This is a genomic window from Stenotrophomonas sp. STEN240 (genome assembly GCF_056756175.1).
On sequence record NZ_JBRRBO010000004.1, the window covers coordinates 94,314 to 117,092 of the forward strand.

Annotated in this window: 19 protein-coding genes and 1 tRNA gene; 8 read left to right on the forward strand and 12 right to left on the reverse strand. The window is 63.2% G+C overall.

The features are described 5' to 3' along the window. Positions 1–129: 129 nt before the first annotated feature. The 3 genes from fmt to ACVOKO_RS03130 all read left to right on the forward strand — a co-directional run bounded on the left by fmt (position 130) and on the right by ACVOKO_RS03130 (position 3,373). Positions 130–1,053, forward strand: coding sequence for a methionyl-tRNA formyltransferase (gene fmt, locus ACVOKO_RS03120; protein ID WP_346497179.1), 924 nt, complete (start codon positions 130–132; stop codon positions 1,051–1,053). A 4-nt stretch (positions 1,054–1,057) separates the two neighbouring features. Beyond that, positions 1,058–2,395, forward strand: a complete 1,338-nt coding sequence (rsmB, locus tag ACVOKO_RS03125) for a 16S rRNA (cytosine(967)-C(5))-methyltransferase RsmB (protein WP_346497181.1) — start codon at positions 1,058–1,060, stop codon at positions 2,393–2,395. A 210-nt stretch (positions 2,396–2,605) separates the two neighbouring features. Then, positions 2,606–3,373, forward strand: a complete 768-nt coding sequence (locus tag ACVOKO_RS03130) for a glycosyltransferase family 25 protein (protein WP_346497183.1) — start codon at positions 2,606–2,608, stop codon at positions 3,371–3,373. Positions 3,374–3,399: 26 nt separating this feature from the next. Here ACVOKO_RS03130 and ACVOKO_RS03135 read toward each other — a convergent pair whose 3' ends face one another. The 5 genes from ACVOKO_RS03135 to ACVOKO_RS03155 form a co-directional block, all read right to left on the reverse strand. Then, entirely contained in the window at positions 3,400–4,317 is a 918-nt protein-coding gene (locus ACVOKO_RS03135; protein ID WP_346497185.1) for a glycosyltransferase family 2 protein, read from the reverse strand. Continuing rightward, positions 4,314–5,261 carry a UDP-glucuronic acid decarboxylase family protein gene (locus ACVOKO_RS03140; RefSeq protein ID WP_346497187.1) on the reverse strand — a complete coding sequence of 316 codons (948 nt, stop codon included), beginning with the start codon at positions 5,259–5,261 and terminating at the stop codon, positions 4,314–4,316. Before ACVOKO_RS03140 ends, ACVOKO_RS03135 begins: the two co-directional genes overlap by 4 nt. A gap of 102 nt (positions 5,262–5,363) precedes the next feature. Next, positions 5,364–6,284 carry a glycosyltransferase family 2 protein gene (locus tag ACVOKO_RS03145; protein WP_346497189.1) on the reverse strand — a complete coding sequence of 307 codons (921 nt, stop codon included), beginning with the start codon at positions 6,282–6,284 and terminating at the stop codon, positions 5,364–5,366. Beyond that, positions 6,281–7,534 (reverse strand): O-antigen ligase family protein, encoded by a 1,254-nt coding sequence (locus tag ACVOKO_RS03150; RefSeq protein WP_346497191.1) that lies wholly within the window; start codon positions 7,532–7,534, stop codon positions 6,281–6,283. Before ACVOKO_RS03150 ends, ACVOKO_RS03145 begins: the two co-directional genes overlap by 4 nt. A 239-nt stretch (positions 7,535–7,773) precedes the next feature. Beyond that, positions 7,774–8,601, reverse strand: a complete 828-nt coding sequence (locus ACVOKO_RS03155; protein WP_346497193.1) for a glycosyltransferase family 2 protein — start codon at positions 8,599–8,601, stop codon at positions 7,774–7,776. Positions 8,602–8,702: 101 nt separating this feature from the next. Between ACVOKO_RS03155 and ACVOKO_RS03160 the strand changes: the two genes are divergently transcribed. Further along, positions 8,703–9,734 (forward strand): CDP-glycerol glycerophosphotransferase family protein, encoded by a 1,032-nt coding sequence (locus tag ACVOKO_RS03160; RefSeq protein ID WP_346497195.1) that lies wholly within the window; start codon positions 8,703–8,705, stop codon positions 9,732–9,734. 159 nt (positions 9,735–9,893) lie between these two features. On the opposite strand, the gene ACVOKO_RS03165 is transcribed toward ACVOKO_RS03160, so the two are convergent. The 4 genes from ACVOKO_RS03165 to ACVOKO_RS03180 form a co-directional block, all read right to left on the reverse strand. Next, entirely contained in the window at positions 9,894–11,405 is a 1,512-nt protein-coding gene (locus ACVOKO_RS03165) for a PH domain-containing protein (RefSeq protein WP_430980702.1), read from the reverse strand. Next, positions 11,402–11,911, reverse strand: coding sequence for a PH domain-containing protein (locus tag ACVOKO_RS03170; protein ID WP_346497197.1), 510 nt, complete (start codon positions 11,909–11,911; stop codon positions 11,402–11,404). The genes ACVOKO_RS03165 and ACVOKO_RS03170 overlap by 4 nt, the downstream gene beginning before the upstream one ends. 210 nt (positions 11,912–12,121) lie before the next feature. Beyond that, positions 12,122–13,243 carry a GTP cyclohydrolase II RibA gene (gene ribA, locus ACVOKO_RS03175; protein ID WP_346497199.1) on the reverse strand — a complete coding sequence of 374 codons (1,122 nt, stop codon included), beginning with the start codon at positions 13,241–13,243 and terminating at the stop codon, positions 12,122–12,124. 74 nt (positions 13,244–13,317) lie between these two features. After that, complete coding sequence (locus ACVOKO_RS03180) at positions 13,318–14,238, reverse strand: lauroyl acyltransferase (protein ID WP_346497201.1); 921 nt, start codon at positions 14,236–14,238, stop codon at positions 13,318–13,320. 63 nt (positions 14,239–14,301) lie between these two features. Between ACVOKO_RS03180 and dtd the strand changes: the two genes are divergently transcribed. From dtd to ACVOKO_RS03195, 3 genes are all read left to right on the forward strand, one after another. Next, entirely contained in the window at positions 14,302–14,742 is a 441-nt protein-coding gene (gene dtd, locus ACVOKO_RS03185) for a D-aminoacyl-tRNA deacylase (RefSeq protein WP_346497203.1), read from the forward strand. A 93-nt stretch (positions 14,743–14,835) separates the two neighbouring features. Then, positions 14,836–16,686, forward strand: coding sequence for an RNA polymerase sigma factor RpoD (gene rpoD / locus ACVOKO_RS03190; protein ID WP_346497205.1), 1,851 nt, complete (start codon positions 14,836–14,838; stop codon positions 16,684–16,686). A gap of 236 nt (positions 16,687–16,922) precedes the next feature. Continuing rightward, positions 16,923–16,998: transfer RNA gene (locus ACVOKO_RS03195), tRNA-Ile, on the forward strand. Between the two features lie 235 nt (positions 16,999–17,233). On the opposite strand, the gene ACVOKO_RS03200 is transcribed toward ACVOKO_RS03195, so the two are convergent. From ACVOKO_RS03200 to ACVOKO_RS03210, 3 genes are all read right to left on the reverse strand, one after another. Next, positions 17,234–18,034 (reverse strand): aminoglycoside phosphotransferase family protein, encoded by an 801-nt coding sequence (locus ACVOKO_RS03200; protein ID WP_346497207.1) that lies wholly within the window; start codon positions 18,032–18,034, stop codon positions 17,234–17,236. A gap of 242 nt (positions 18,035–18,276) precedes the next feature. Then, a complete protein-coding gene (locus ACVOKO_RS03205) occupies positions 18,277–20,088 on the reverse strand; it encodes an outer membrane beta-barrel protein (RefSeq protein ID WP_346497209.1) in 1,812 nt (603 codons plus the stop codon). Further along, positions 20,088–20,870 (reverse strand): TonB-dependent receptor, encoded by a 783-nt coding sequence (locus ACVOKO_RS03210; protein WP_346497211.1) that lies wholly within the window; start codon positions 20,868–20,870, stop codon positions 20,088–20,090. The genes ACVOKO_RS03205 and ACVOKO_RS03210 overlap by 1 nt, the downstream gene beginning before the upstream one ends. Before the next feature lie 791 nt (positions 20,871–21,661). On the opposite strand from ACVOKO_RS03210, the gene ACVOKO_RS03215 reads away from it, so the two are divergent. Continuing rightward, the gene (locus tag ACVOKO_RS03215) at positions 21,662–22,759 is read left to right on the forward strand and encodes a serine hydrolase domain-containing protein (protein WP_346497213.1); all 1,098 of its coding nucleotides are present in this window, start codon (positions 21,662–21,664) and stop codon (positions 22,757–22,759) included. The last annotated feature ends 20 nt before the right edge of the window (positions 22,760–22,779 follow it).

The following is a 22,779-nucleotide window of genomic DNA, read 5'->3' on the forward strand; positions in this document are numbered from 1 at the left end:
GCTTCCTGCAGTCCTGGCGTTCTGTTCTGGATCCCGGATCTGCACCTTCCTTTTTCGATTCGTGAGGGCTGATGGCTGCCGCTGCGCCGCTGTCGCCCCTCCCGCATCCCGCATTGCGAATCCCGCCCAATGAAAATCGTCTTCGCCGGTACGCCGGACTTTGCCGTCGCCTCCTTGGCTGCCGCCGCCCGTCTGCATGAAGTGGTGGCGGTCTATACCCAGCCGGACCGCCCCGCTGGCCGTGGCCGCGGGCTGATGCCCTCGCCGGTGAAGCTCGACGCGATCGCACGCGGCATCCCGGTATTCCAGCCGGAAAGCCTGAAAACACCCGAAGCCCAGCAGCAGCTGCGCGACCTGCAACCCGATCTGATGATCGTGGTGGCGTATGGCCTGATCCTGCCCAAGGCGGTGTTGGCCATCCCCACCCACGGGTGCTGGAACGTGCATGCCTCGCTGCTGCCGCGTTGGCGCGGCGCTGCGCCCATCCAGCGCGCGATCGAGGCCGGCGATGCCGAAACCGGTGTCTGCCTGATGCAGATGGAAGCGGGCCTGGATACCGGCCCGGTGCTGCTGCGCCAACACACACCTATCAGCGACAGCGATACCGGCGGGCAGCTGCATGACCGTCTTGCGCAGATGGGTGCACAGGTGCTTTCCGACGGCCTGGGCCTGTTGCGTGCCGGCCTCAAGCCGGTGCCGCAGCGTCAACCCGAAGCCGGCGTCACCTACGCACACAAGCTGGACAAGGCCGAAGCCAAGCTCGACTGGGCCGAACCTGCGGCCGCGTTGGCGCGGCGCGTGCGCGCCTTCAACCCGTGGCCGGTGGCCGAAGCCACCCTGGCCGGCGAGCGCGTGCGCATCCATGGCGCGGTCGCCCTCGATGACAATGCGGGCCAGGCACCGGGCACGGTGATCGGCGCAACGCGCGAGGGCATCGACATTGCCTGCGGGCAGGGCGCACTGCGCCTGCGGGTGGTGCAGCGCGAAGGTGGCAAGGCAATCACCGCAGCGGATTATCTGAACGCACGCCGCGATCTGCGGATCGAGGGCTGAGCGGATGACGGCTGCTACTTCCTCACCGTGGGGTAAATCCGCGGCGGCGCAACCCGGCGTGCAGACCCGCGCGCTGGCGGCCAAGGTGCTGGCGGCGGTCGTCGGCAAGGGCCGCTCGTTGAAAGCCGAGCTCGGTGCGGCACTACCCAAACTCGACGACAGTCGCGACCGCGCGCTGTTGGAAGCCATCTGTTTTGCGGCACTGCGCCGCCGGGTGGTCTACGACCAGGCATTGCGGCAGTGGCTGCAGAAACCGCTTGGCCCGCGCGACAGCGATCTACGCGCGCTGCTGATGGCCGGTTTCGCCCAGCTCGACGTATTGCAGCTGCCCGCCCATGCTGCGTTGTCGGCGACGGTGGATGCAGCGCGTGCACTTGGCCGCGAGCGTCAGGCCGGCATGGTCAACGCCCTGCTGCGGCGTGCCCAGCGCGAAGGCTTTGCCGAGGCGCGCGCCGAAGACGCATGGCCGGCGTGGCTGCTTGCACAGGTACAGAACGATTGGCCGCAACAGGCCGCTGACATCATCAGCCAGAGCCTGCAGCCGGCCCCGATGTGGCTGCGCGTGAACCGCCAGCAGTACACCCGCGAGGCGTATCTGGAATTGCTGGCCCAGGCCGGTGTCGACGCTGCTGCCGAGCCCTTGTCGGCCGACGCGGTGCGCCTGCCGGCCGCAGTGCCGGTGAGCAGCCTGCCAGGCTTCGCGCAGGGCGCGGTGTCGGTGCAGGACCTGTCGGCGCAACAGGTGGCCGATGCCCTGCAGGCGCCACCCGGCGCGCGGGTGCTGGACGCCTGTGCGGCGCCCGGGGGCAAGTCCGCGCATCTGCTGGAGCGCGATCCATCGCTGCGTCTGCTGGCGCTGGACGTTGATGCGCGGCGTCTGCAGCGCATCCGCGAAACCTTTGCCCGTACCGGTGTTGGCGCGCAGGCGCAGGTGGTCGCGGTGGATGCCGCCGATACCGCTGCCTGGTGGGATGGAACCGCCTTTGATGCGGTGTTGCTGGATGCGCCGTGTTCGGCCACCGGCATCATCCGCCGCCAGCCCGATGTGCTGTTGCACCGCCGCGCCGAAGACATCACCGCATTGGCCGCGCTGCAGGCACGCCTGCTGGATGCCTTGTGGACGGTGCTGCGCCCCGGCGGCGTGCTGCTGTACTCGACCTGCTCCATCCTGCGCGCGGAAAACGGCGGGCAGGTGGCGCAGTTCCTCGCCCGTACCCCGGATGCGCAGGTGCAGGCATTACCTGATTCATTCGGGCATGACGTTGCGGGCAGCCGCCAGCGATTGCCCGGTGAGCAGGGCGGCGATGGCTTCTTCTATGCGCGGTTGGTGAAACTGGCATAGGTATTTGTCCGTGGATTACGGACAAATACGATCAAGCTGGCGGCGTCGCTGCCGATGAATGGAAAGCCCCGCTGCAAGTTGTTGGCGGGCTGGTATTGAAAAAGGTGGCAGCGTGTTGATCAGGTACTATCATGGCTCGCAGCTGTGCTCAGGATGGCTCCTGAAGCGTCGGGAGCCTGTGTTGATTCTTTTCCAGGATCGCTTCGCGCAATGACCCGGCCGTCCGCAGACCTGCCCCTGTATGTGATCAATCTGCCAGCATCGGCGGATCGTCGTGCCTCGGTCCAGCGGCAGGCGGCAGCATTGGGTATCGAGCTGACGCTATGGGAAGCCGTCAACGGTAGTGTCCAGCATCCGCTGTTTGCCAAGGTAGACGAAAAGCGTCGGCTGGCCTGCAAGGGGCGGCCGTTCCGCGCGGGCGAAATCGGCTGCTGGGCCAGCCACTATCTGCTGTGGCAGCAGTGCGTGGACAGTGGTCGGCCGATGATCGTGTTTGAAGACGACATCACCATCGATCCGCGCTTTCTGGATGTCTTGCGTGACCTGCCTTCATTACCGGATTCGGTAGGCTACTTCCGCCTGCATGCCGCGGACCGGCCCAGCTCGCCCTGGGTCCAGTTTGGTGACTTCGTACTGCACCGTTATTGGCGCAGCCCGCTGTGTGCATTTGGCTATTACCTGGCACCGTCGGCGGCGGAAAAATTCCTGCGCCATGCCGAGCGCTGGGTGCTGCCGGTCGACGATTACATGGACCTGGCCTGGTTGCACGGCGTGGAGTGCCTGGGGCTGAAGCCCGGCGTGGTGCGCAGCGGTGACCTGTTCGCATCGGTGATCCAGGCGGGTCGCAAGACCAAGCCGGGTGTCGGTGTATTGGGGTGGTTGAGCCGCGAGAGCTACCGTGCGCGCCTGAGCGTGCGCTGGTTTGTGCACAACCTGATGTCCCGGCTGCGCTGGCGCGCGCCCAGCAGCAACGGTTGATTGCCTGCGCACGTCACGCGCATTGCTCAAGGGCGTTGTTGGGTACGCCCGAACAGAATGCTGATGGCTTGTTCGTAACGCTCCCACCAAGGCGCATTGCCGCGCAGCGCAATGCGTGCATAGCGGCGCCGCTCCTTGCCGCTGGGTTGCGGTTTGGTGCGGTATTCGCGCTTGCCCAGGCTGCAGCAACCTTCGTCCAGGCTATTGCGCGCCGCGTACACACGGACAATGCCGTAGTTGCGCAAGCTGTTGCGGTAGCGGCTGGTTGGTTCGCGGCGGCCGGCCCACCAGCCGTTGTTGCCGTGGGTGCGGTACTCCACGCAGGCGGTGGGCAGGTAGTACTTGCGTGCGCCCAGGATGCTGGCGCCATGCACCACGCAGGCATCGGCACACAGCTTCCATTGGCGGCGGAAACTGTGCGGCAGGTCGAGCACGTCGACAGCCCAGCTGCGGCGCAGTGACAGTGCCGAGGTGGGCGCGCCGTACCACGGCAGCAGCAGGTAAGTGCTTACCGCGGTGTAGCCCAGATCGATGGGTTGCGGGCTGTTTTCATAACGAATGCTCAGCTGGTCGATGCCGAAGGTCTGCAGGTCGCTGAAGACAAAATCCACATCGCGGCGGGCGTCATAGATAGCGCCGACTTTTTGCAGGTACTCGGGCTTCCAGCGGTCATCGGCATCAAGGAAGCAGACCACATCGGCATTGGCGGCAGCCACACCGCGCTGGAACGCCGCCAGCTGGCCTTCGTTCTCGCCAAACAGCAGGCTTACCCGCGCGTCGTCGCCATAGCGCTGGCGCAGCAGTTCCGGCGAGCCGTCACTGGAGCCGTCGTCGATCACGAGGATCTGTGTAGCCGCGCGGGTCTGGGCCAGCACGCTGTCCACCGCTTCGAAAACGAAGCTGGCGTAGTTGTAGTTGGTGATGACTACCGCAAACGTGGTCATGCGGCGTCCTCCGCCAGCAGCTTGCGGAAGTAACCAATGGTTTCCTTCAAGCCGTCTTCCAGTGCGACCTTGGGTGTCCAGTCCAGTTTTTCACGGGCCAGGCGAATGTCCGGCTGGCGTTGACGCGGGTCATCCGAAGGCAGTGGCCGGTACACCAGGCGCGAACGCCCGCCGACCAGCCGCAGCACGGTTTCAGCCAGTTCCAGCATGCTGAACTCGCCGGGATTGCCGATGTTGATCGGCCCGGTGAAGCCCGCTTCGGTATCCATCATCCGCAGCATGGCTTCGATAAGATCATCCACATAGCAGAAGCTGCGGGTCTGGGTGCCGTCGCCAAAAATGGTGATGTCTTCGCCGCGCAGCGCCTGCACGATGAAGTTGCTCACCACGCGGCCATCATTGGGATGCATGCGTGGGCCGTAGGTGTTGAAAATGCGCACGACCTTGATGTCCAGCGCGTGCTGGCGGTGGTAGTCGAAGAACAGGGTTTCAGCGCAGCGCTTGCCCTCGTCGTAGCAACTGCGCAGGCCGATCGGATTGACCCGGCCCCAGTAGCCTTCCTGCTGTGGATGCACTTCCGGGTCGCCGTAGACTTCGCTGGTGGATGCCTGCAGGATGCGGGCGTTCAGCCGCTTGGCCAGGCCCAGCATGTTGATCGCACCATGCACCGAGGTCTTGGTGGTCTGCACCGGATCGTGCTGATAGTGCACCGGTGAGGCCGGGCAGGCGAGGTTGAAAATGCGGTCCACCTCCACATACAGTGGGAAGGTGACGTCGTGCCGCAGCAGCTCGAATTCGGGTCTACCCAGCAGGTGCGCGATATTGCGCTTGCTGCCGGTGAAGTAGTTGTCCACGCACAGGACCTCATGTCCTTGCTGGATGAGTCTGTCGCATAGATGAGAACCAAGAAATCCCGCACCACCTGTGACCAGGACGCGTTGCATAAAAGACTCTAGATTGGGAGGTAGCCGGTGCTGTACTCAGCCCCCATCCGGCAACGCCATTCTGCCACGGTCTGTACCCGGGCCGGGGCAGTCAGTGCTGAATCAGGCGTTGGATACCGGGGACGCAGGCGCAGGCTTGCCTCGCCCTGGTACCAGGTCCAGCCCCAGTGCGGCGGAGAATGCCGCCGATCCCCATGCCGCCCACTTGATCACGTCACGGCGTCGCAGCAGCAGGCTGTAGACCACCACTGCCGGCAGCGCCGCGACCATCAGCTTGGCCAGGTGCAGGCGCCCGGCGCCATTGCCCATGTAGCGGCGGATCGCAATCTGCCGTGAGCGGGCGTAGTGGAAACGCTTGATGAAATCGGTGCGGATGCTTGGAGCGGAGGAGGCGCCACCCTTATGGAAGGCGCGTGCGGCAGGTTGCAGCAGGCATTGATAGCCGGCCTGGGCCATGCGCAGGCACAGGTCATCGTCTTCGTAGTACAGGAAAAATATCTCATCGAAGCCGCCAATCTCGCGGAAAGCGCGGGTTCGCAGCAGCTGACAGCAGCCGTGGATCCAGTCAGCGACGACGATCGTGTCCGGCACCTTGCAGGTGCTGTCGACATCGGGCTTGAAGAAGGCATCACGGTGCGAGATCTGCGGGACGGTTTCACTGCGCCAGTTCTGCGGGCCAACCACCCCGGCCTGCGGGTGATCCTGCATGCAGTCCAGCAGGTATTGCAGGTCCTCTGGCGCGATCAGGCAGTCTGGATTGAGCAGCAGGGCGAAGGGGGTCTGTACAAGCGCCATCGCCTGGTTGTTGGCGCTGCCATAGCCGGCATTGCCTGCGCGCGTTACCAGCCGGGCATGGGGGATGCGCTGGGCGATGTGCGTGGTGGTGTCGTCGCTGCTGCCGTTGTCGATGATGACGACATGCGGAAACCTGGCCAAGGTGCTGGCCATCGCCTCCACAAGGGTCGAACTGTTGTAGGTGACGCAGACTACGGTCACCTCATCAAACGACGGGCAGGGATTCATGACGTGGGTTCGCGCTCTTTAGCAGCACCGTACCAAGGGAAGCTGCCCAACGGGATGCAGGCCAGCAGCAGGACAAAGACATGGCGATGGGTGAAGTTGCTCCAAAGCCCATTGGCCAGGCCGGCGGCGACATAGATGATCAGGATGCTGGCAAAGATACCCTTTTGTGGATCGGGCAGCTTGCGCGTATGGACGGCAAAGCCCAGCAGCAGGCCGGCAAAGACCAGCAGGCCTGCGGTGCCTTCCTCAGCCAGGATGAGCAGCGCTTCCTGGTGCGGGTGGCCGGTGATGAATGGCGCCGAGCCCGGAATGTCGCGCATCTGTTCCAGATAGAGGGGTTCCCACTGATTCAGCCCGTGGCCGAAGACCGGCGCATCGGCAATGATCGGCAGGGTTTGCTGCCACAACCAGAGACGGATCCCGCTGGAGGTCGGCTCCTGGGTGATCAGGTAGCTGTCGACTTCTTCGCTGATCGAGCTGAGCATGCGTTCGCGGATGCTGGGGGTCGACCACAGTGCGGAAATGGTGACAAGGATCAGGCCGCCGCTGATCAGCAGCGTGCGCCAGCCGTTGAAGCGATGCGCGACCAGACGGTAGATCCAGTAGCCCAGCAGCGGCAACAGCACGAGATAGGTTGTCCGGCTCTGTATCAGCAACACCACGTTGGCCAATACCACTGCCGCCGCCAGCAGGGCCACGTTGCGCCAGCGTCGGCTGGGGCTGCTCATTGCTGTGGCCACCAGCATCGACATCAGGATCAGGCTGGCCAAGCCTTGCTGGGTGTATTCCTTGAACACGGTGTTGCGCATGGAAGGCTGGATTTCAGCCACTGCGCGCTGCGGCACCAGGCCGAACTGCATCAGGTAGGAAATCACCACCACCAGGCCGGCAGCCACGGCAAACGCGGCCAGCGCGCGCCAACGCCAGCGCGAATCGCGCAGCAGGCTGGCGATCAAGGCCGGGTAAAGACAGCCCCATAGCGACGCTTCGCTGAACACCGAGGCGCCGGTGCTGAGGGTGGAATGCAGCGCGCTGGCGAGCAGTACGGCAAACCAGACCAGAAAACCGATCACCACCGGCTCACGCCAGGCGGCGCGCCAACGCGCCAGCAGCTCGGTGCCGGCCAACGAACACAGCAGGCTCAGGCCGATCAGGATATTGGTGGCCGGCTTGTTGATGGGCGCGGCAAACAGCGAGAGCACCGCGCACCACTGACCGATCGTCAGCAGCCGGGCTCGAAATGCGTACAACAACGGGGGGGATTGGACCGCAGTCAAATGATTCACGTAATGGATCACACCGGTGGGGCGTGGAGACGCCGCTGGGAGGGTGGCAGTGACAGCGGGACGGCCACCGTGCAACCAGTCTGATTCTCAGTCGCTAGAACGAACAATTCTAGCGATGCGAACCTGCATCTTCAACGAACAGAATTGCATGTGCGTGGCAATTGCCGGGCAGGGTTCAGTAAGTACTGTGACCCTTGGCAGGCTTACTTGCCCTGGCTGTTCCCGGCGGACGGGGTCACCAGCGGCTGCCCGTTCTGCAGCAGCCACAGCATGATGGTTTTCTGCCGCACGTAATTGGCGCTGACGAAGGCTTCGATCAGCCCCGGCCAGCCATCCAGGAAGCCGCGTTTGACCACGTAGCTGCGGACGAAGCGCCAGCTCGGGGCGATGATCAGCTTGCCCAGGCTGGCACGCTTGCCCTTGCCGAACTCGTGTTCGGCCATCATCCGCGCGTATTTCTGCTTCTTGTCCAGCAGTTGCAGGAAGCTGCGGTAGGGGTGGTGCAGCAGGTCGCCCTTGAGCAGGGCGGCTGGGCCGTCCAGCGATACTGCTTCATGGATCTCGCGATCACCGCGCCAGCCGCCATGACGGCGGTCGAACAGGCGCAGCACGCGGTCGGGATAGGCCGTGCCATGGCGCAGGAAACGGCCAAAGTATTCCGAACAGCGCGCGAACCGGTAGCCGACGGCGCGGGGAAAGCCGGCATCGCGTTCGGATTCGATGGCCTTACGCAGTTCCGGGTTGACCCGCTCATCGGCATCCAGGCACAGCACCCAGTCGTGGCTGGCCTGTTCAACGCAGAACGCCTTCTGGCTGCGGAAGCCATCAAAGGCCCGCTGCACCACGCGCGCGCCGGCCGCCTCGGCGACGGCAACGGTGGCGTCGCTGGAAAACGAATCCACCACCACGATCTCGTCGCAGAACGCCAGCGAGGCCAGGCAGTCACCAATGCGGTCGGCTTCATTGAAGGCGATGATGCAGGCGGACAGGCGCGGGCGCTGGGTGGGCAGGGTGGTGCTTGGGCTGGGCATGCGGCGTCTGGCACGGGGGATGGGCCAAAGCCTAGCAGCGACGGCTCCCACTGGCGATGCGATAATTGCGCAATATCCGGGATATTCAGGAGTTCCCCGCCGTGCCACGCCACTATCTGCTGTACGGGTCCGAGCGTTATGCCCTGGCCATCCTCCGCCCGCTGCAGGCGGCGATCCGCTCACGTGGCGATGAGGCGGCATGGTTTTTCGACGGCCCCGGCGCGGAAGACCTGACCGCCGATGAAACCCTGCTCACGGTGGCCCAGGTGCGCGCATGGAACCCCTGCGCGGTGATCACCTCGTCCAACGCGGTGCCGCACTTCTTCCCCGGGGTGAAGGTGGAAACTTTCCACGGCTTCGACGCGGGCAAGCCACGGCATATCTACATCCGCGGCTTTTTTGACCTGTACTGCACCACCGGGCCGCGCGATACCGCCGCTTTTTCGGAACTGGCACAGAAGACCGGACATTTTTCGGTGGTGGAGACCGGCTTCCCGAAGATCGACCCGTTCATGAGCCAGCTCAAGGACCAACCCGACCCGGTGCGCGAGCCGCCGGTGATTCTGTACCACTCCACCTTCTCGCCGTCCTGGAGTGCCGCCGGCATCCTCTACGACGAGATCAAGCGGCTGTCGCAGACCGGCGAATGGCGCTGGATTGTCACCTTCCACCCGAAGATGGACCCGGAAATCGCCGCCAAGTACCGCGCGCTGGAAGGCCCGTACCTGCGCTTCGCCGATGACGACAACATCCTGGACCTGTTCCCGCAGGTGGACATGATGTGCTCGGACACCTCCTCTGCACTCAACGAGTTCCTGCTGACCTACAAGCCGGTGGTCACCTTCAAGAACCGCCGGCCGGGCCCGCAGCTGATCGACATCGATGACCCGGCGCAGTTTGAAGGCGCTATCCGCACCGCCTTGTCGCGGCCGCCCGAGTTGATGGCGGCGGTGCGCCAGTTTGCCGATCAGCTGCATCCCTACCGCGATGGCCAGTCCAGCGAGCGCATCCTGCAGGCCATTGATGACTTCATCGCCAAGGGCGGGCGCAACCGCAAGCCCAAGCCACGCAACTGGTGGCGCAAGATCAAGCTGCGCAAGCGCATCGGCTATTGGGGGCCGGCGCGGGTTTAGTTGCTGAAGCTTTCTTCCTCTTCCGCTCCTTCGGAACCCTTTCCCGCAAGGGGAGAGGGGGAAAGCTGCAATCAGGGGCAATGCTTCAACTCGCGATGACCGCTCACTCTCCCATCGCGGGAGAGGGTGGCCCCAAGGGGCGGGAGAGAAGGGGAGCGCTCACCAACGCAGCTTGCGCCGCACCATCTCCCGCTCAAGCTGCGCCATCAATGCACGCGCCTGTGCTTCTTCCAGGAAGCGCAGTTGCAAGGCCGGCGCGCCGGCCGCGCCTGCGGTATCCAGGGTCAGCGTCGCGGTGCCGAAACGCCGGTCCAGCGGCGAGCGATCCAGTCGCAAGGCCTGCAACTTGTCCAGCTCGGCCACGCGCCACCAGCGGTTCCACCAACCGCCGCGGATGGCGACACGCTGCGCATCGATGTTGTAACCGATCCGGCTTACCTGGCGATGCGCCTTCAGTGCCGACCACGGCAGCCACAGCAGGGGCAGCAGGCCCCATGCGCGCCCGGTCTCGTAGACCAGCAATGCCGACAGGCTGCCCATCAACAGCAGCGCGGGCAGACATAGGCGCCACCAGCCGCGGGTGCTGACCGGCTGCCATTGCGCCGGCGGCCATTGCAGTTGCGGCAGCAGATGCTGCAGCAGGCCGTCACAGGTGGCCGGCGGTGCCAGCGGCGCAAGTTCCTTCAGCGCGCGCCCGTCCTGCTCCTGCTGCTGGCCGCCACTGGCGATGTCCACCCGCAGTTGCCGGCGTTTGAACAGACGATGCAGTGCGCCTTCGCGCAGCGTCCAGGCCTGGATGCGGCGCTGGGCGACGCTGCTGCGCACACGGGTAAACAGGCCGCGCTCGACAGTAAGGCGGCGGTCGGCCTCGCTCAGGCGGAAGCCGTAGTACTGCACGATGGCCAGGCCGACCGACAGCAGCCGCATCAAGACCAGTGCGAACGCCAACAGCAACAGGCCGCTGGCGACCATTGTCAGTGTGCCCAACTGCAACTGGCTGGCATAGCCGAAGGCATGCCGGCCTTGTTCCTCGATGAAATCAGAGGTGGCCCGGCGCGGAAACAATTGATACGCCGCGCCGATCGCCGCCACCAACACCACCATCGCCCGGTTGGAAATCAAGCCTTGGCGTACCAGTTCTGACAAGGGCAGGCTGAGCAGCACGCCGTCGCTTGTGATCTCGGTCTGCGTGGTTGCCGCGGCCCCACTGCCGCCTTGGCGGATCAGCTGCTCCAGCTCCAGCGCCTGCGCCAACTTGAGCACGCGCATTTCCGCCTCGGGCTTGTCGCCGCCGGCCGATTCCAGGCGCAGTTCGGCCACGCCGAACATCCGGTGCAGCAGGTTCTGGTGCACCACCACGTTGTGGATGCGCGCGAACGGGATTTCGCGGCGGGTGCGCTCAAAAATGCCGCTGCGGATGCTCAGCGCATCGCTGCCGATGCGGTAGCGATAACTCAGGTATTGCAGCACCGCTGTGGCCACCAGCGCCAGCACGATCGCGCCGCTGATCCAGTGGTGGTAGGGCAGGTCATCATCGCGGCGGCTGCCGAATACCAGCAGCGCCAGCAAGGGCAGCAGGAACTGCTGCACCTGCTGCTGCAGGGCAAACAGCCACGACCACGGGTGCAGGCGTTGCTCTTCGTTGGGCAGCGGCGGTGGCAGCTCGCTCACAGTGCGTCGTCGTCGTGGTCGAGCTGGCGCGCCAGGCGGTCACGCAGGCGTTCGGCGTCGGCCTGTGCCAGCCCAGCCACCGCCACGGTGTTCATGCGGGTGCCGGCGGTGTGCACGATCAGCGTGGCCAGCCCGGCCATGCGCTCCAGCGGGCCGCGGCGCAGGTCCAGGTGTTGTACGCGCGATACCGGTACATGGCTTTCGCTCTGCCACATATGGCCGCGGCGCACGCCCAGCGACTGGCTGTCCAGCCGCCAGAAGGTGAGCCGATGCCGACGCCAGCCAAACCATGCGCCGAGCAGGGCGCCAACGGCGGCGGCCGCCAGCGGGACGACAAACAGGTGGGATCGATCGATGGCCAGCATCACCACCAGGCAGGCTACGCCGAGCAACAGCGCCATGCTCAGTGCCGTACCGGCGGCGGCAAACAGCGCGCCGCGTGGCGGCAGGGCCTGCCATTGTTTGTCGTCCAGCGCGGGTGTATCGAAGGCAGGGGGTTCAGTCATGCACAGACGATATAACGGCGGGGCCGTACAACGGTAGTTGGGGTGGCGATGGCTGTTGTAGGAGAGGCTTAAGCCGCGAAGCTGGCGAGGCGGCAGGACGCCGGAAAGCCTGCGCTCGGAATTTCAAGGTGGGGCGCCGTCGCGGCGCCGGGTGGTGTGGTGGTTTCGCGGCTTACGCCGCTCCCACAAATACCGCGAAAAGCAGGGCCGTTACTGCGCCGCCATGATCAATGCATCCACATCCAGGTGGTGGCCGGCACGTGCAGCCTTGGTGCGCAGGTACTGCTCGTTCTCGTGGGTGATCTCGCCGGTGATCGGCACGCAGCCCACTACTTCAATGCCGGCGTTGCGCAGGCGCTGCACCTTGGTGGGATTGTTGGTCAACAGCTGGATGCGCTGTACGCCCAGCGCGCGCAGCATGGCCACCGCGCTGCCATAGCGGCGCTCGTCGGCACCAAAGCCCAGCTGCGCATCGGCATCAATGGTGTCCAGGCCTTCGTGCTGGTAGCCGTAGGCGCGCATCTTGGCGGCGATGCCAGTGCCGCGGCCTTCCTGGTCCAGATACAACAGGATGCCGCCGCCCAGGTCCTTGAGCGTGCGCAGGCCGCGCCGCAGCTGGTCGCCGCAGTCGCACTTGAGCGAGCCGAACAGGTCGCCGGTGAGGCAGGACGAATGCACGCGCACCGGTACCGCGCCGCCCATGTCGGGGGTGCCGACAATCACCGCGACCTGGTCGCGCTGGGCCACGCCGCCACGGAACACGGCGAACTCGCTCATGCCGACATCACGCAGCGGCACCGGCGAGCGGGTGACCAGTTCGTAGTCCTGGCCGGCCTGGCCGGCACCTTCATACAGGGCGGTGGTGTCCAGCTGCAGGCAGTCATCGAACGGGCTGGCGGCCGCGTCCAGTTCCACCGACACCATGGCCGGCAACAACAGGCCCAGTCGCGCTACTTCCATCGTTGCTGCGTCCAGGGCGTTGCCGCTGGCTGCTGCATCGGCCGACGCGACGGCATCGCGCAGGTAGGCCAATGCCGGCAGCTCGGCAAAATCGCGGCCGGCCAGCGGTACATGGATGCCGTTGGCGGCGCTGATGCCAAGGGTCTGCGCGCGCGCTGCGCTCAGGAACAGGTAATGGCGGCCTTGCGCGGCCCCCGCAAAGGCGGCGAAGCCCTCCGGTGAGCTGCTGTCCAGCGCGATGCTGGCCAGCCGCTGTTGACCATCGCTGATCACCACCGGGCGCCCGGCGCGGAGTTCGGCGGCAGCGCGCTCGCAACGGATGGCGGCGGTCTGGCCGAAGTAGGACGGGCGGGCGAGGGCAGGGCTGTTCATCTGAAACCTTATGGGGGCCGTTGGCTGTCGAATCAATCAAGCAGCACGGGTGATGCAGTGTTGCAGGAGCAGGTTCAATGCGGGTGACGGGCGGTGGCGTAGGGGTCGTGCTCGCCACTGCCGGGTGGCCGCAGGGTGTAGCGCTTGTAGGTCCACTGGTATTGCGCCGGATCGCGGCGGGCGATGCGCTCGATGCCGGCGCTGAGGGTGGCGGCGGCCAGCTGCAGGTCGGGGTCGGCGATTTGCGCTTCGGCCGGTTCGATATGCAGGGCGAAGTCCAGATTGGGCCCGATGCGCTCGCACCAGCCATACAGAATGGTGGCGCCGGTGCGTTCGGCCAGGCGGTTGACCAGGGTCATGGTGAGCGCCTGGATACCGAAGAACGGTACGAACACGCCGTCGCCGTTCTTGGGTTGCTGGTCGGGCAGGATGCCGGTGGCGCCGCCATCCTTGAGTACCTTGAACAACTGCCGCACCGCCGGGCCTTCGGCACGCACCTGGCGTACGTTGTCGCCGCCGCGCACCAGCTGCAGGAATTCATCGCCAACCGGGTTTTCCGGCGGCGCATAGACGATGGCGATGGGGCCGCGCGATGCCAGCCATTGGTTCAGCAGCTCCCAGTTGCCGTAATGCGGGGCGACCACGATCACGCCTTTGCCCGAGGCCAGCGCGGCGTCATACAGCTCTTGGCCATGGCGCTCACGCAGGTGCCGGGACAGGTTGCTGGCCGGGTCGTGGGTCCACAGGTACAGGGTTTCCAGGGCCTGGCGGGCGGTGGTGCGCAGTACCTCGCGGTGCAGGCGCGCGCGCTGCGCCGCGTCCAGCTCGGGGTAGGCCAGCTCCAGGTTGCGGCGGGTCACCCGGCTTTCGCGGGCGTTGATGCTGCGCCACAGCCACGCCACCGTATCGGCCAGGGTTCGCTGCCAGGACCAGGGCAGGTGGGTCAGGGCACAGGCGAGGCGGTAATAGAGCTTGGCGACGGATTGCGGTTTCATTCCCCCAAGTTTAGCCGCTGGCGCACGGTGCTATGGTGCCCGGCCCCCACTGCAGGAGCTGCCATGCTTTGCCTGATCCAGCGCGTTACCCAGGCCTCGGTCACTGTCGACGATGCCGTAGTCGGGCAGATCGGCCCTGGGCTGCTGGCCTTGGTCGGGGTGGAGCCGGGGGATGACGAGGCGATGTTGTCGCGGATGGCGGACAGATTGATCGGTTACCGGGTTTTCGCCGACGATGCCGGCAAGATGAACCGTTCTTTGCGCGATACCGGCGGCGGGCTGTTGCTGGTCAGCCAGTTCACCCTGGCCGCCGATACCCGTTCAGGCATGCGTCCGAGCTTCACCAGCGCCGCCCCGCCGGCCGAGGCTGAACGGCTTTTCAATCGTTTGGTGGCTATCTGCCGTGAAAAGCACGCGCCGGGGGTGGAAATTGGTCAGTTTGGTGCCCATATGGTTGTCAGCCTGATCAACGATGGGCCCGTAACCTTTCTGCTCAGACCATAACGCGCCGCGAACCCACCGCCCCGGCAAGCGTTATGCTGCGCTGGTATAATGCTAGGTTCCCATCTTCACAATCGCCGGTGGCGCGAGCATTACATGGCCAACGAACGTCCTGCCCAGCAAAACGACATCAAGCTTCTGATCAGCAAGGGCCTGGAACAGGGCTACCTGACCTACGCCGAAGTTAACGACCATCTGCCCGACGACATGGTCGATCCGGAGCAGATCGAAGACATCATCGGCCTGATCACCGGCATGGGCATCGATGTCCACGAAGTTGCCCCCGACGCCGACACGCTGATGCTCAGCGACGGCAACACCGGCAACCGTGAAGTCGATGATACCGCCGCTGAAGAAGCAGCTGCCGCACTTACCGCACTCGACACCGAAGGTGGCCGTACCACCGACCCGGTGCGCATGTACATGCGCGAAATGGGTACCGTCGAGCTGCTTACCCGCGAAGGCGAAATCGCCATCGCCAAGCGCATCGAAGAAGGCCTGGGCCAGGTGCAGGCTGCATTGGGCACCTTCCCGCTGGCCGTTGAGTCGGTGCTGGCCGATTACGAACTGCACAAGGAAGGCAAGAAGCGCCTGGCCGAAGTGATCGTCGGCTTCAACGACCTGGTCGAAGAAGCACCGGCTCCGGCCGTTGCTGCCGAAGACACCAGCGATGACGCTGCCGAAGACGCCGACGAAGACGCTGACGGTGACGACGTCGAGGAAGAGGCCGGCCCGACCGGTCCGGATCCGGTCGAAGTTGCCAACCGCATGGAGCAGCTGGCCAGCGATCTTGCCAAGTTCAAGAAGGCTCACGCCAAGGGCGACACCAAGGCCCAGACCAAGCTGCGCGAAGAAATCTCGGCCACCTTCGTGACCCTGAAGCTGCCGCTGCCGCTGACCGACGTGCTGGTGCGCCTGCTGCGCGAGACCATGGGTCAGGTCAAGTCGCAGGAGCGCCGCGTGCTGCACCTGGCCACCATCACTGCCCGTATGCCGCGTAAGGATTTCATCCGTTCGTGGGAAGGCAACCAGACGAATCTGGAGTGGGTGGAAGACGCGATCAAGCGTAAGCAGAAGTGGTCGTCGGCCCTGCGTGACGTCAAGGACCAGATCGTGTCCGAGCAGCAGGCCACCATCGACCTGGAAAAGAACACCCAGCTGAGCCTGGACGAGCTGAAGGAAATCAGCCGCGTCATGGCCTACGGCGAAGCCAAGGCGCGCAAGGCCAAGAAGGAAATGGTCGAGGCCAACCTGCGCCTGGTCATCTCCATTGCCAAGAAGTACACCAACCGCGGCCTGCAGTTCCTGGACCTGATCCAGGAGGGCAACATCGGCCTGATGAAGGCCGTCGACAAGTTCGAATACCGCCGCGGTTACAAGTTCTCGACCTATGCCACCTGGTGGATCCGCCAGGCGATCACCCGTTCGATCGCCGACCAGGCCCGCACCATCCGTATTCCGGTGCACATGATCGAGACGATCAACAAGTTGAACCGCATTTCCCGCCAGATGCTCCAGCAGTACGGCCGCGAGGCCACGCCGGAGGAGCTGGCCAAGGAAATGGACATGCCGGAAGACAAGATCCGCAAGGTGATGAAGATCGCCAAGGAGCCGATCTCGATGGAAACCCCGATCGGCGACGACGAGGATTCGCATCTGGGCGACTTCATCGAGGACACCAATGTGGAGTCCCCGATCGAGAACACCACCAACATCAACTTGTCGGAAACCGTGCGTGACGTACTGGCTGGCCTCACCCCGAGGGAAGCCAAGGTGCTGCGCATGCGCTTCGGCATCGACATGAACACCGATCACACGCTGGAAGAAGTGGGCAAGCAGTTCGACGTGACCCGCGAGCGTATCCGTCAGATCGAGGCCAAGGCGCTGCGCAAGCTGCGTCACCCGAGCCGTTCGGAGCAGCTGCGCAGCTTCCTCGACATCGAGTGATCGCTGGTTTGCAGGTGACGGCTGGCGCGTAAGCGCCGGCAAGGAGAAACCCCGCCCCGGCGGGGTTTTTCTTTGGGCGTGCGGCGGTGGGGTGCGCACAGCGGCGTTGCTGTCCGGCGGCAGCCGGTGCTGCGCCCCTGCAGTCGAGCGCTGCAGTGCGCAATACGCGCACATCAAAAGCAGACACGTGGAAGTAGTCGCACGCAGCCGGCTCCACTACACTGTGTCGTCGCTAAGGGCCTATAGCTCAACGGTTAGAGCAGAGGACTCATAATCCTTTGGTTCCAGGTTCGAATCCTGGTGGGCCCACCAAGCGAATCAAATTCTTGCGGTGTTTTTCCCCGCCAGGCATGCCTCCGCAGAATTTTCTGGTGCCCGTTTGGTGCCCGTACTGCCAGAGCGAAATGCGCACATCAGTTTTCGACGAGGCGACAGGTACTCTTCAGTGCGCCTTGATTGGCCTTCTCGCAAGTGTCGGTGAAAACGGCGGGTGAACCCGCTTCGGTACATTGAATTTCACCAACTACCTCAATTTGGAACGCCAAACCTAGTAGGGGATATCGAGCGCCGACGCGGCTAGTTTCGCTACCTCAATGTTGCTCCCCGGCGCGACGTTGTCGTTGAGCATCCAGATTGCCGACAAACCAGTCCAGGCGAGCACCCACTGCAATAATCTGTGGCGGTCCATATCTGAAGCCGCGGCTACCACTTCTATTCGCTTTGCGAAGCGACCTGGCGCAAGCGCGCTCATAGCATCGGGATTGCAGAAGATGTTCGCATAGTCAAAGCCGCGTTCACCGCACAGCCCTTTGGGATCGATCGCAAGCCAGCCGGAAGTGCCGAAATCAAGCACGTTGCCATGGTGGATGTCGCCATGCAGTACCGTTACATCGCGCGGATCTGAGAGCAGCTCGCGTGCGGTTCTTGCGCAGTGCTCAAGAATGCCCCCGTGCGTCTTCGCTCCGCACAAGAGAGCCTCGAACCAGCGCTCCAATGGAACCAATGGCGGTGGTGGCGCAGTACGTGGTTTGTGAAGCCGTGTGCAAACGCTGCAGAGGATGCGACTGGCTTCGTCGTCCAAGCCACTACCCACCATCTGCACCAGTGACGCCGATCCGAGTGCGCGCTGCATGAGCAAGGCCTCGCCTTCCTGTGCCAGCACGGGCGCTGCACCGTCACCGTTCCACCACGCCATCAGCAAGCTTCCTGCCTGCTCTTCGGCAAGTTTCGAAATTTTAAGCATTGCGGGAAGGCCGCGCTGACGAACTGGAAGCAGGTAGCCATTCAACGAAGCAAACGGGTCGCCGTCCTTCGTTAGATCCCATTTTTCCAGATATTCATCAAACATCGTTTTACTCAATCAAGAATCTCTTGATGATACCCGTGAGGATTCGCTTTCGATAAGCGTACAGGTGACACTTGGCCTTGTTGTTGTTTCGTTACCCGGAGTTCTGCGGTGTAGGCATTGGGATCGAAGCAGCGCAATGGCCCGGACGCCGCTGCGTACCACTCTTGCTTGCGATGGATCATGGGGAAGAACAGAAAAGGGGGCGCTTTAATCAGCGCCCCCTTCTGTTCACAGCGGTTGCATCAGAAGTCGTAGGTCACGCCAAGGCGCATGCTGCGTGGAGTCTGCCAGGACAGGACCTGGCGATAGATGCCGGGGCCGTAGTCCGGCTCCAGACGGGTAGCCTTCTGTTCGTTCAAGGCATTCAGCACGTCAACGGTGAAAGCCAGTTTTCCGTCAGCGAATGAGGGACGGTACTCGGCACTGAGGTTGAGATTCTTGATCCAGGGCGTTTCACCGGCGTCGCCCATCTTGGCCGGCTTGCCGCCACACCAATGGTAGTAGTTGCCAGGGTAGGCCGGGTAGGTCTCATCCGGACCATAGGCCCCCTGACAGGAGTTCGGCGTCCCGCTCATGATCTGCAACGTACTGCTGACGCTCCATTCCGGGTTGATCTGCCACATGCCCATTGCCTTGAGCTGGTGGGTACGATCATTCGGAAGGTGGCCACCGGCATATTCCATCAGGGATGGGTAGTCCCAGTCCTGCGTAGCCGAGATGTCGCTTTGGCCGATGTCGGACTTCACCTGACCTTCGGTGTTGCCGCGACTGTGGGCGAAGGTGTAAGTCACGCGCCCCCACAGCCTGCCGTCGAACGGGTGTTCGATATAGGCATCCAATGCCGTATAGGTGCGCTTTACCTTTGAATAACCGAAGTCTGCGTTGGTGATGGCCAGTTCGGTGTAACCGCCCTGGCTATTGGGCAGGTTGAACACCGCGGCCCTACCGGGGTTGAAGAAATAGCAACCGCGTAGGCCAGTGGTATCAATGCCTTGAGCAGCAGCCATTTCCTCGAATTTCTCGATGTAGCAGGTGTCGTCGATGGCGTTGTTCAACTTGCGGTATGTCAGCTTGGCGCCGTAGTTCCAGTTCTCGTTGAAGACCTTGTCAAAGCCCACGATGTACTCATCCTGCGATTGGGCCTTCAGGTTCTTTGCCGTAACCGTCTTCGGATCCGGCGACTGGCCGTATTCGCGATTGGCCGAGTAGGGGGCGCCCGGGCCGTTGATTGTGTCGATCGCGGTCAGGCCGGTCGGGTTGCCGTTCGCATCGATGCCCGTGTAGGTGTAGTACTCGTTGGTATAGATGGAACCCGCGGCGCCGCGTGCAGCCAGTGAGTTTGGCAATGCGAGGTAGTAGCGCCCAGCGTTACCGTAGACCTTGAATGTGCTGTCGCCATTGACATCCCAGGCGAAGCCCAATCGCGGTGCCCACTGCGGCTTGGTCTGCCTGATGTAGGCCTGGCCTTCCGGGTTGTAATTGATGAACTGGTCATTGCGCAGGCCGAGCTTGACCAGCCAGCGGTCGTTTACCTGCCAGTTGTCCTCGATGTACTGAGCGCGCTGCATGACTTTGACCGAGGCGCGGGTTTCCTGGATGTACTTGGAAACGTAGTAGCCGGTCTCGCCGCCGGGATAGTTGCCGGGAGCGCCCACTCCTCCTTCGCTGATGGGCGTCATCGCGTTCGGCTTGCGGCCGTAGAGCCAAAGGTAACCGGCGTCCGGCGCCATGATGGTGCTGTCGTTGCGGTCTTCGGTCCGCTGGTTGTCGATGCCGGCGGTGATCGCGTGATCGCCCAGATGGTAGGTCACATCCAAGCGGTAGTTTGCGCCAAACGTCTGATGCCTGGGGTCGGATATCTGCGCCAGCTTATTGGCATTGGTGATGGGAATTCCGCCGTTCAGGGCCGGGTTCTGATTGACGCTGCCACTGACCGGTATCAGGTTGGAGAACTTGTTGTCTGGATCGGACTCCAGGTCCGTCTTCTGTTCGCCATACTGGGCATTGACCGTCAGGTTGTCCGTCAGATAGCCCGTGTACTTGGCGATCCACATCACCGCCTTCGTGTCAGTCGCGGTCGCGTTGCTGAGGTAGTCACCGCGGTTGAAGGTGTTGTAGTTGTAGCGGTAGTTCTACCAATCTGGTTGATGACGCCACCGGTGGTGCGCCCGTACGCAGCGCCATAGCCGCCGGTCAACACTTCCTGCTGCTCAATGGAGCCATAAGGCAATTCAATGCCGCCGAAACCTTTCAGCGGATCGGTGACGTTCATGCCGTTGATGTAATAGGCGTTCTCGGAAACAGAAGCACCGCCGAAGGAGGACAGTCGCTGACCGTTGGATGCATTGACGAAGTCGTTGGACCCTTGAATGACGCCAGGAGCCAACTGTGCGATGGCATCAGCGCTACGCGCGATCGGCAGCTTGGCCAACTGTTCGGCCGTGATGACCATGCGTGAATCGACCTGGGTCACGTCGATGGGCTGCATTCGCGTGCCCACTACTTCGACAGCCGACAGCGTCGTGGCGTTGAATGAAGCATCTGCGGTGGATGAAACCGCAACGGTGATACTGCGGGTGCCAACGGTAGCGCCATCCTTGATCTGCTTCACCGTATAGGCGCCAACCGGCAAGCTACTCACGCTGTAGCGCCCGTTTGCGTCTACCACCACGGAGCGCGAAAGGCCTGATGTACTTTCAATAACGATGGTGCTTCCAACTTCGGCCGAGCCGCTGATGGCGCCCGATGTGGATTGTGCGTGTGCACTGAAACTCAATACAGCACTCATCAGGGCAACCGTAAGCCCGGAACGGGCCAGTACCTTTATTGTCGTCATCGCTGTTCTCTCCTGCTTAGGAATGCGCTTCGCCTGGGAATGAACGGAAGACGGAGCTTTGGTTGCTGATGTATCCAACTTCCACGAAACGCCCGAACTGTAGTTGACGGTTCAGCAGTGGTCACTGACATAAGTTATGAACTCAGCTACAGAATCGCTGACATAATTGAATTCAGAGATATATTGAAAAGTTCTATTCTTTATCTCTTCAGTGCATGCTCGCCGCCCGCGATGAGCTGATGCCATCGGTCGTAGCAAGGCCCGAGCTTTCGGGCATCGAGCTTGGCAGAGCGCAGCACTGCTGCCGACATCTACGCCTGCCTTCCGTATTTGATGAATCTGCTTTCTTCGCGGATCGGATGCCGTTGGTGGGCCGGCAGTTTTTTTCAAAGTCTGCTGAGACGGCTTTAGCCAGAAGTCAGGGGCCAAAAAGCCCTTGGCTCAACGTTGGATTGAGTCGTTGGGAGTCGCACGAAAGGGGCAACGCGGTTGTGCCCGGTGGCATAGTGGGTGCGACACGTGTGATGTCAGTGCTGGTCGGGTGATCTCAATTCCGCCATTTTTCGATCACTAGGTTTAGAACTCCGGCTAAGCTGAGCCCTCCACAAGGGAGACTGCTGGCAATGTCGATACGCACGGTTCCAGGTCGTCGCCGCTTCATCACACAGTCCGCCACGTTGGGGGTTCTCGCCGCGTTACCTTCAGCCCAAGCGTTGGCCGCTTCGTGCAAAGACACCGCCAGCAGTTCCTGGATTCCCGACGACACATTCCTCGCTGAGTTGCCTCGGATCATGCAGGCCTTCGCGGTTCCTGGCGTGGGCATCGCGGTGGTTGAAGACGGTGCTGTGGCATGGAGTCGGGGTTTTGGCTTGGCTGATGTACAGACCGGCAGACGCGTTGATGCGCGCACGGTGTTCGAGGACGCCTCGCTCAGCAAGCCGGTGTTCGCGTATCTGGTGATGCAGCTGGTGGAGCAGGGGCGGATCGATCTGGATGTTCCGTTGGTTCGATATCGCCGCCCTGATTACCTTGGCGATCATCCGTGGGTTGCGCTCATCACCGCGCGCGATGTGTTGCGACACACCACCGGGCTGCCCGATTGGCGCAAGTCGCCAGCCACCGAGAAGCTGGTGCCGATGGTGAAGCCCGGCACGCGCATCAACTATTCCGGTGAGGCATTCGTCTGGTTGCAGCTGGTCGTTGAAACGGTCACCAACCAGAGCCTGGATGAGTCGATGCAGACCTGTCTGTTTGGTCCTGCCGGGATGAAGGACAGCAGCTATACCTGGAATACGGATCTGGCCGCGCGTTCCGTTTTTGGCCATCGCGCACACGACCGCGCTGATGCGGGAATGCCGCCGCAGGTGTTGCGCGAACAGTGGAGCGCCGCCCAACGCGTCGCCGAGCGCTGGGGCAAGCCGCTGTCTGCATGGAAGTACGAAGACGCCCAGCGTGCGCTGCCGGAAGTGCAGGCCTTGTCGCCGTCAGGCTTGGTAACGTGGCCGGGCGACATCCTCGCCAACGCCGCCGCCAGCTTGCGCACCACGGTGCAGGACTATGCGACCTTCCTCTGCTTGATGATGGCGGGCCGGCAGCGTGCGGCATGGGAGATCAGCGAGACTGCGCGCCAGGCCATGCTGACACCGCAGATCAGCTTGCCGGGGCGATGGACCGAGAAAGGCCTGGGTTGGAATACCGAGCAGACCCGCGACGGCCCGATGTTCTATCACTCGGGCAGCAACAGCGGCATCTTCAAGAACTTCGCCATTGGCGATGCGCAGCGACAGCGGGGCATTGTGGTGTTGACCAATGGCGGCAGCGGTTCCTATGTGCACCGGCGGGTGGTGCGTGCTGCGACCGGATACGATCTGCTTTCGTACGATCTTTGATCGTATGCGGGTATCCGTTG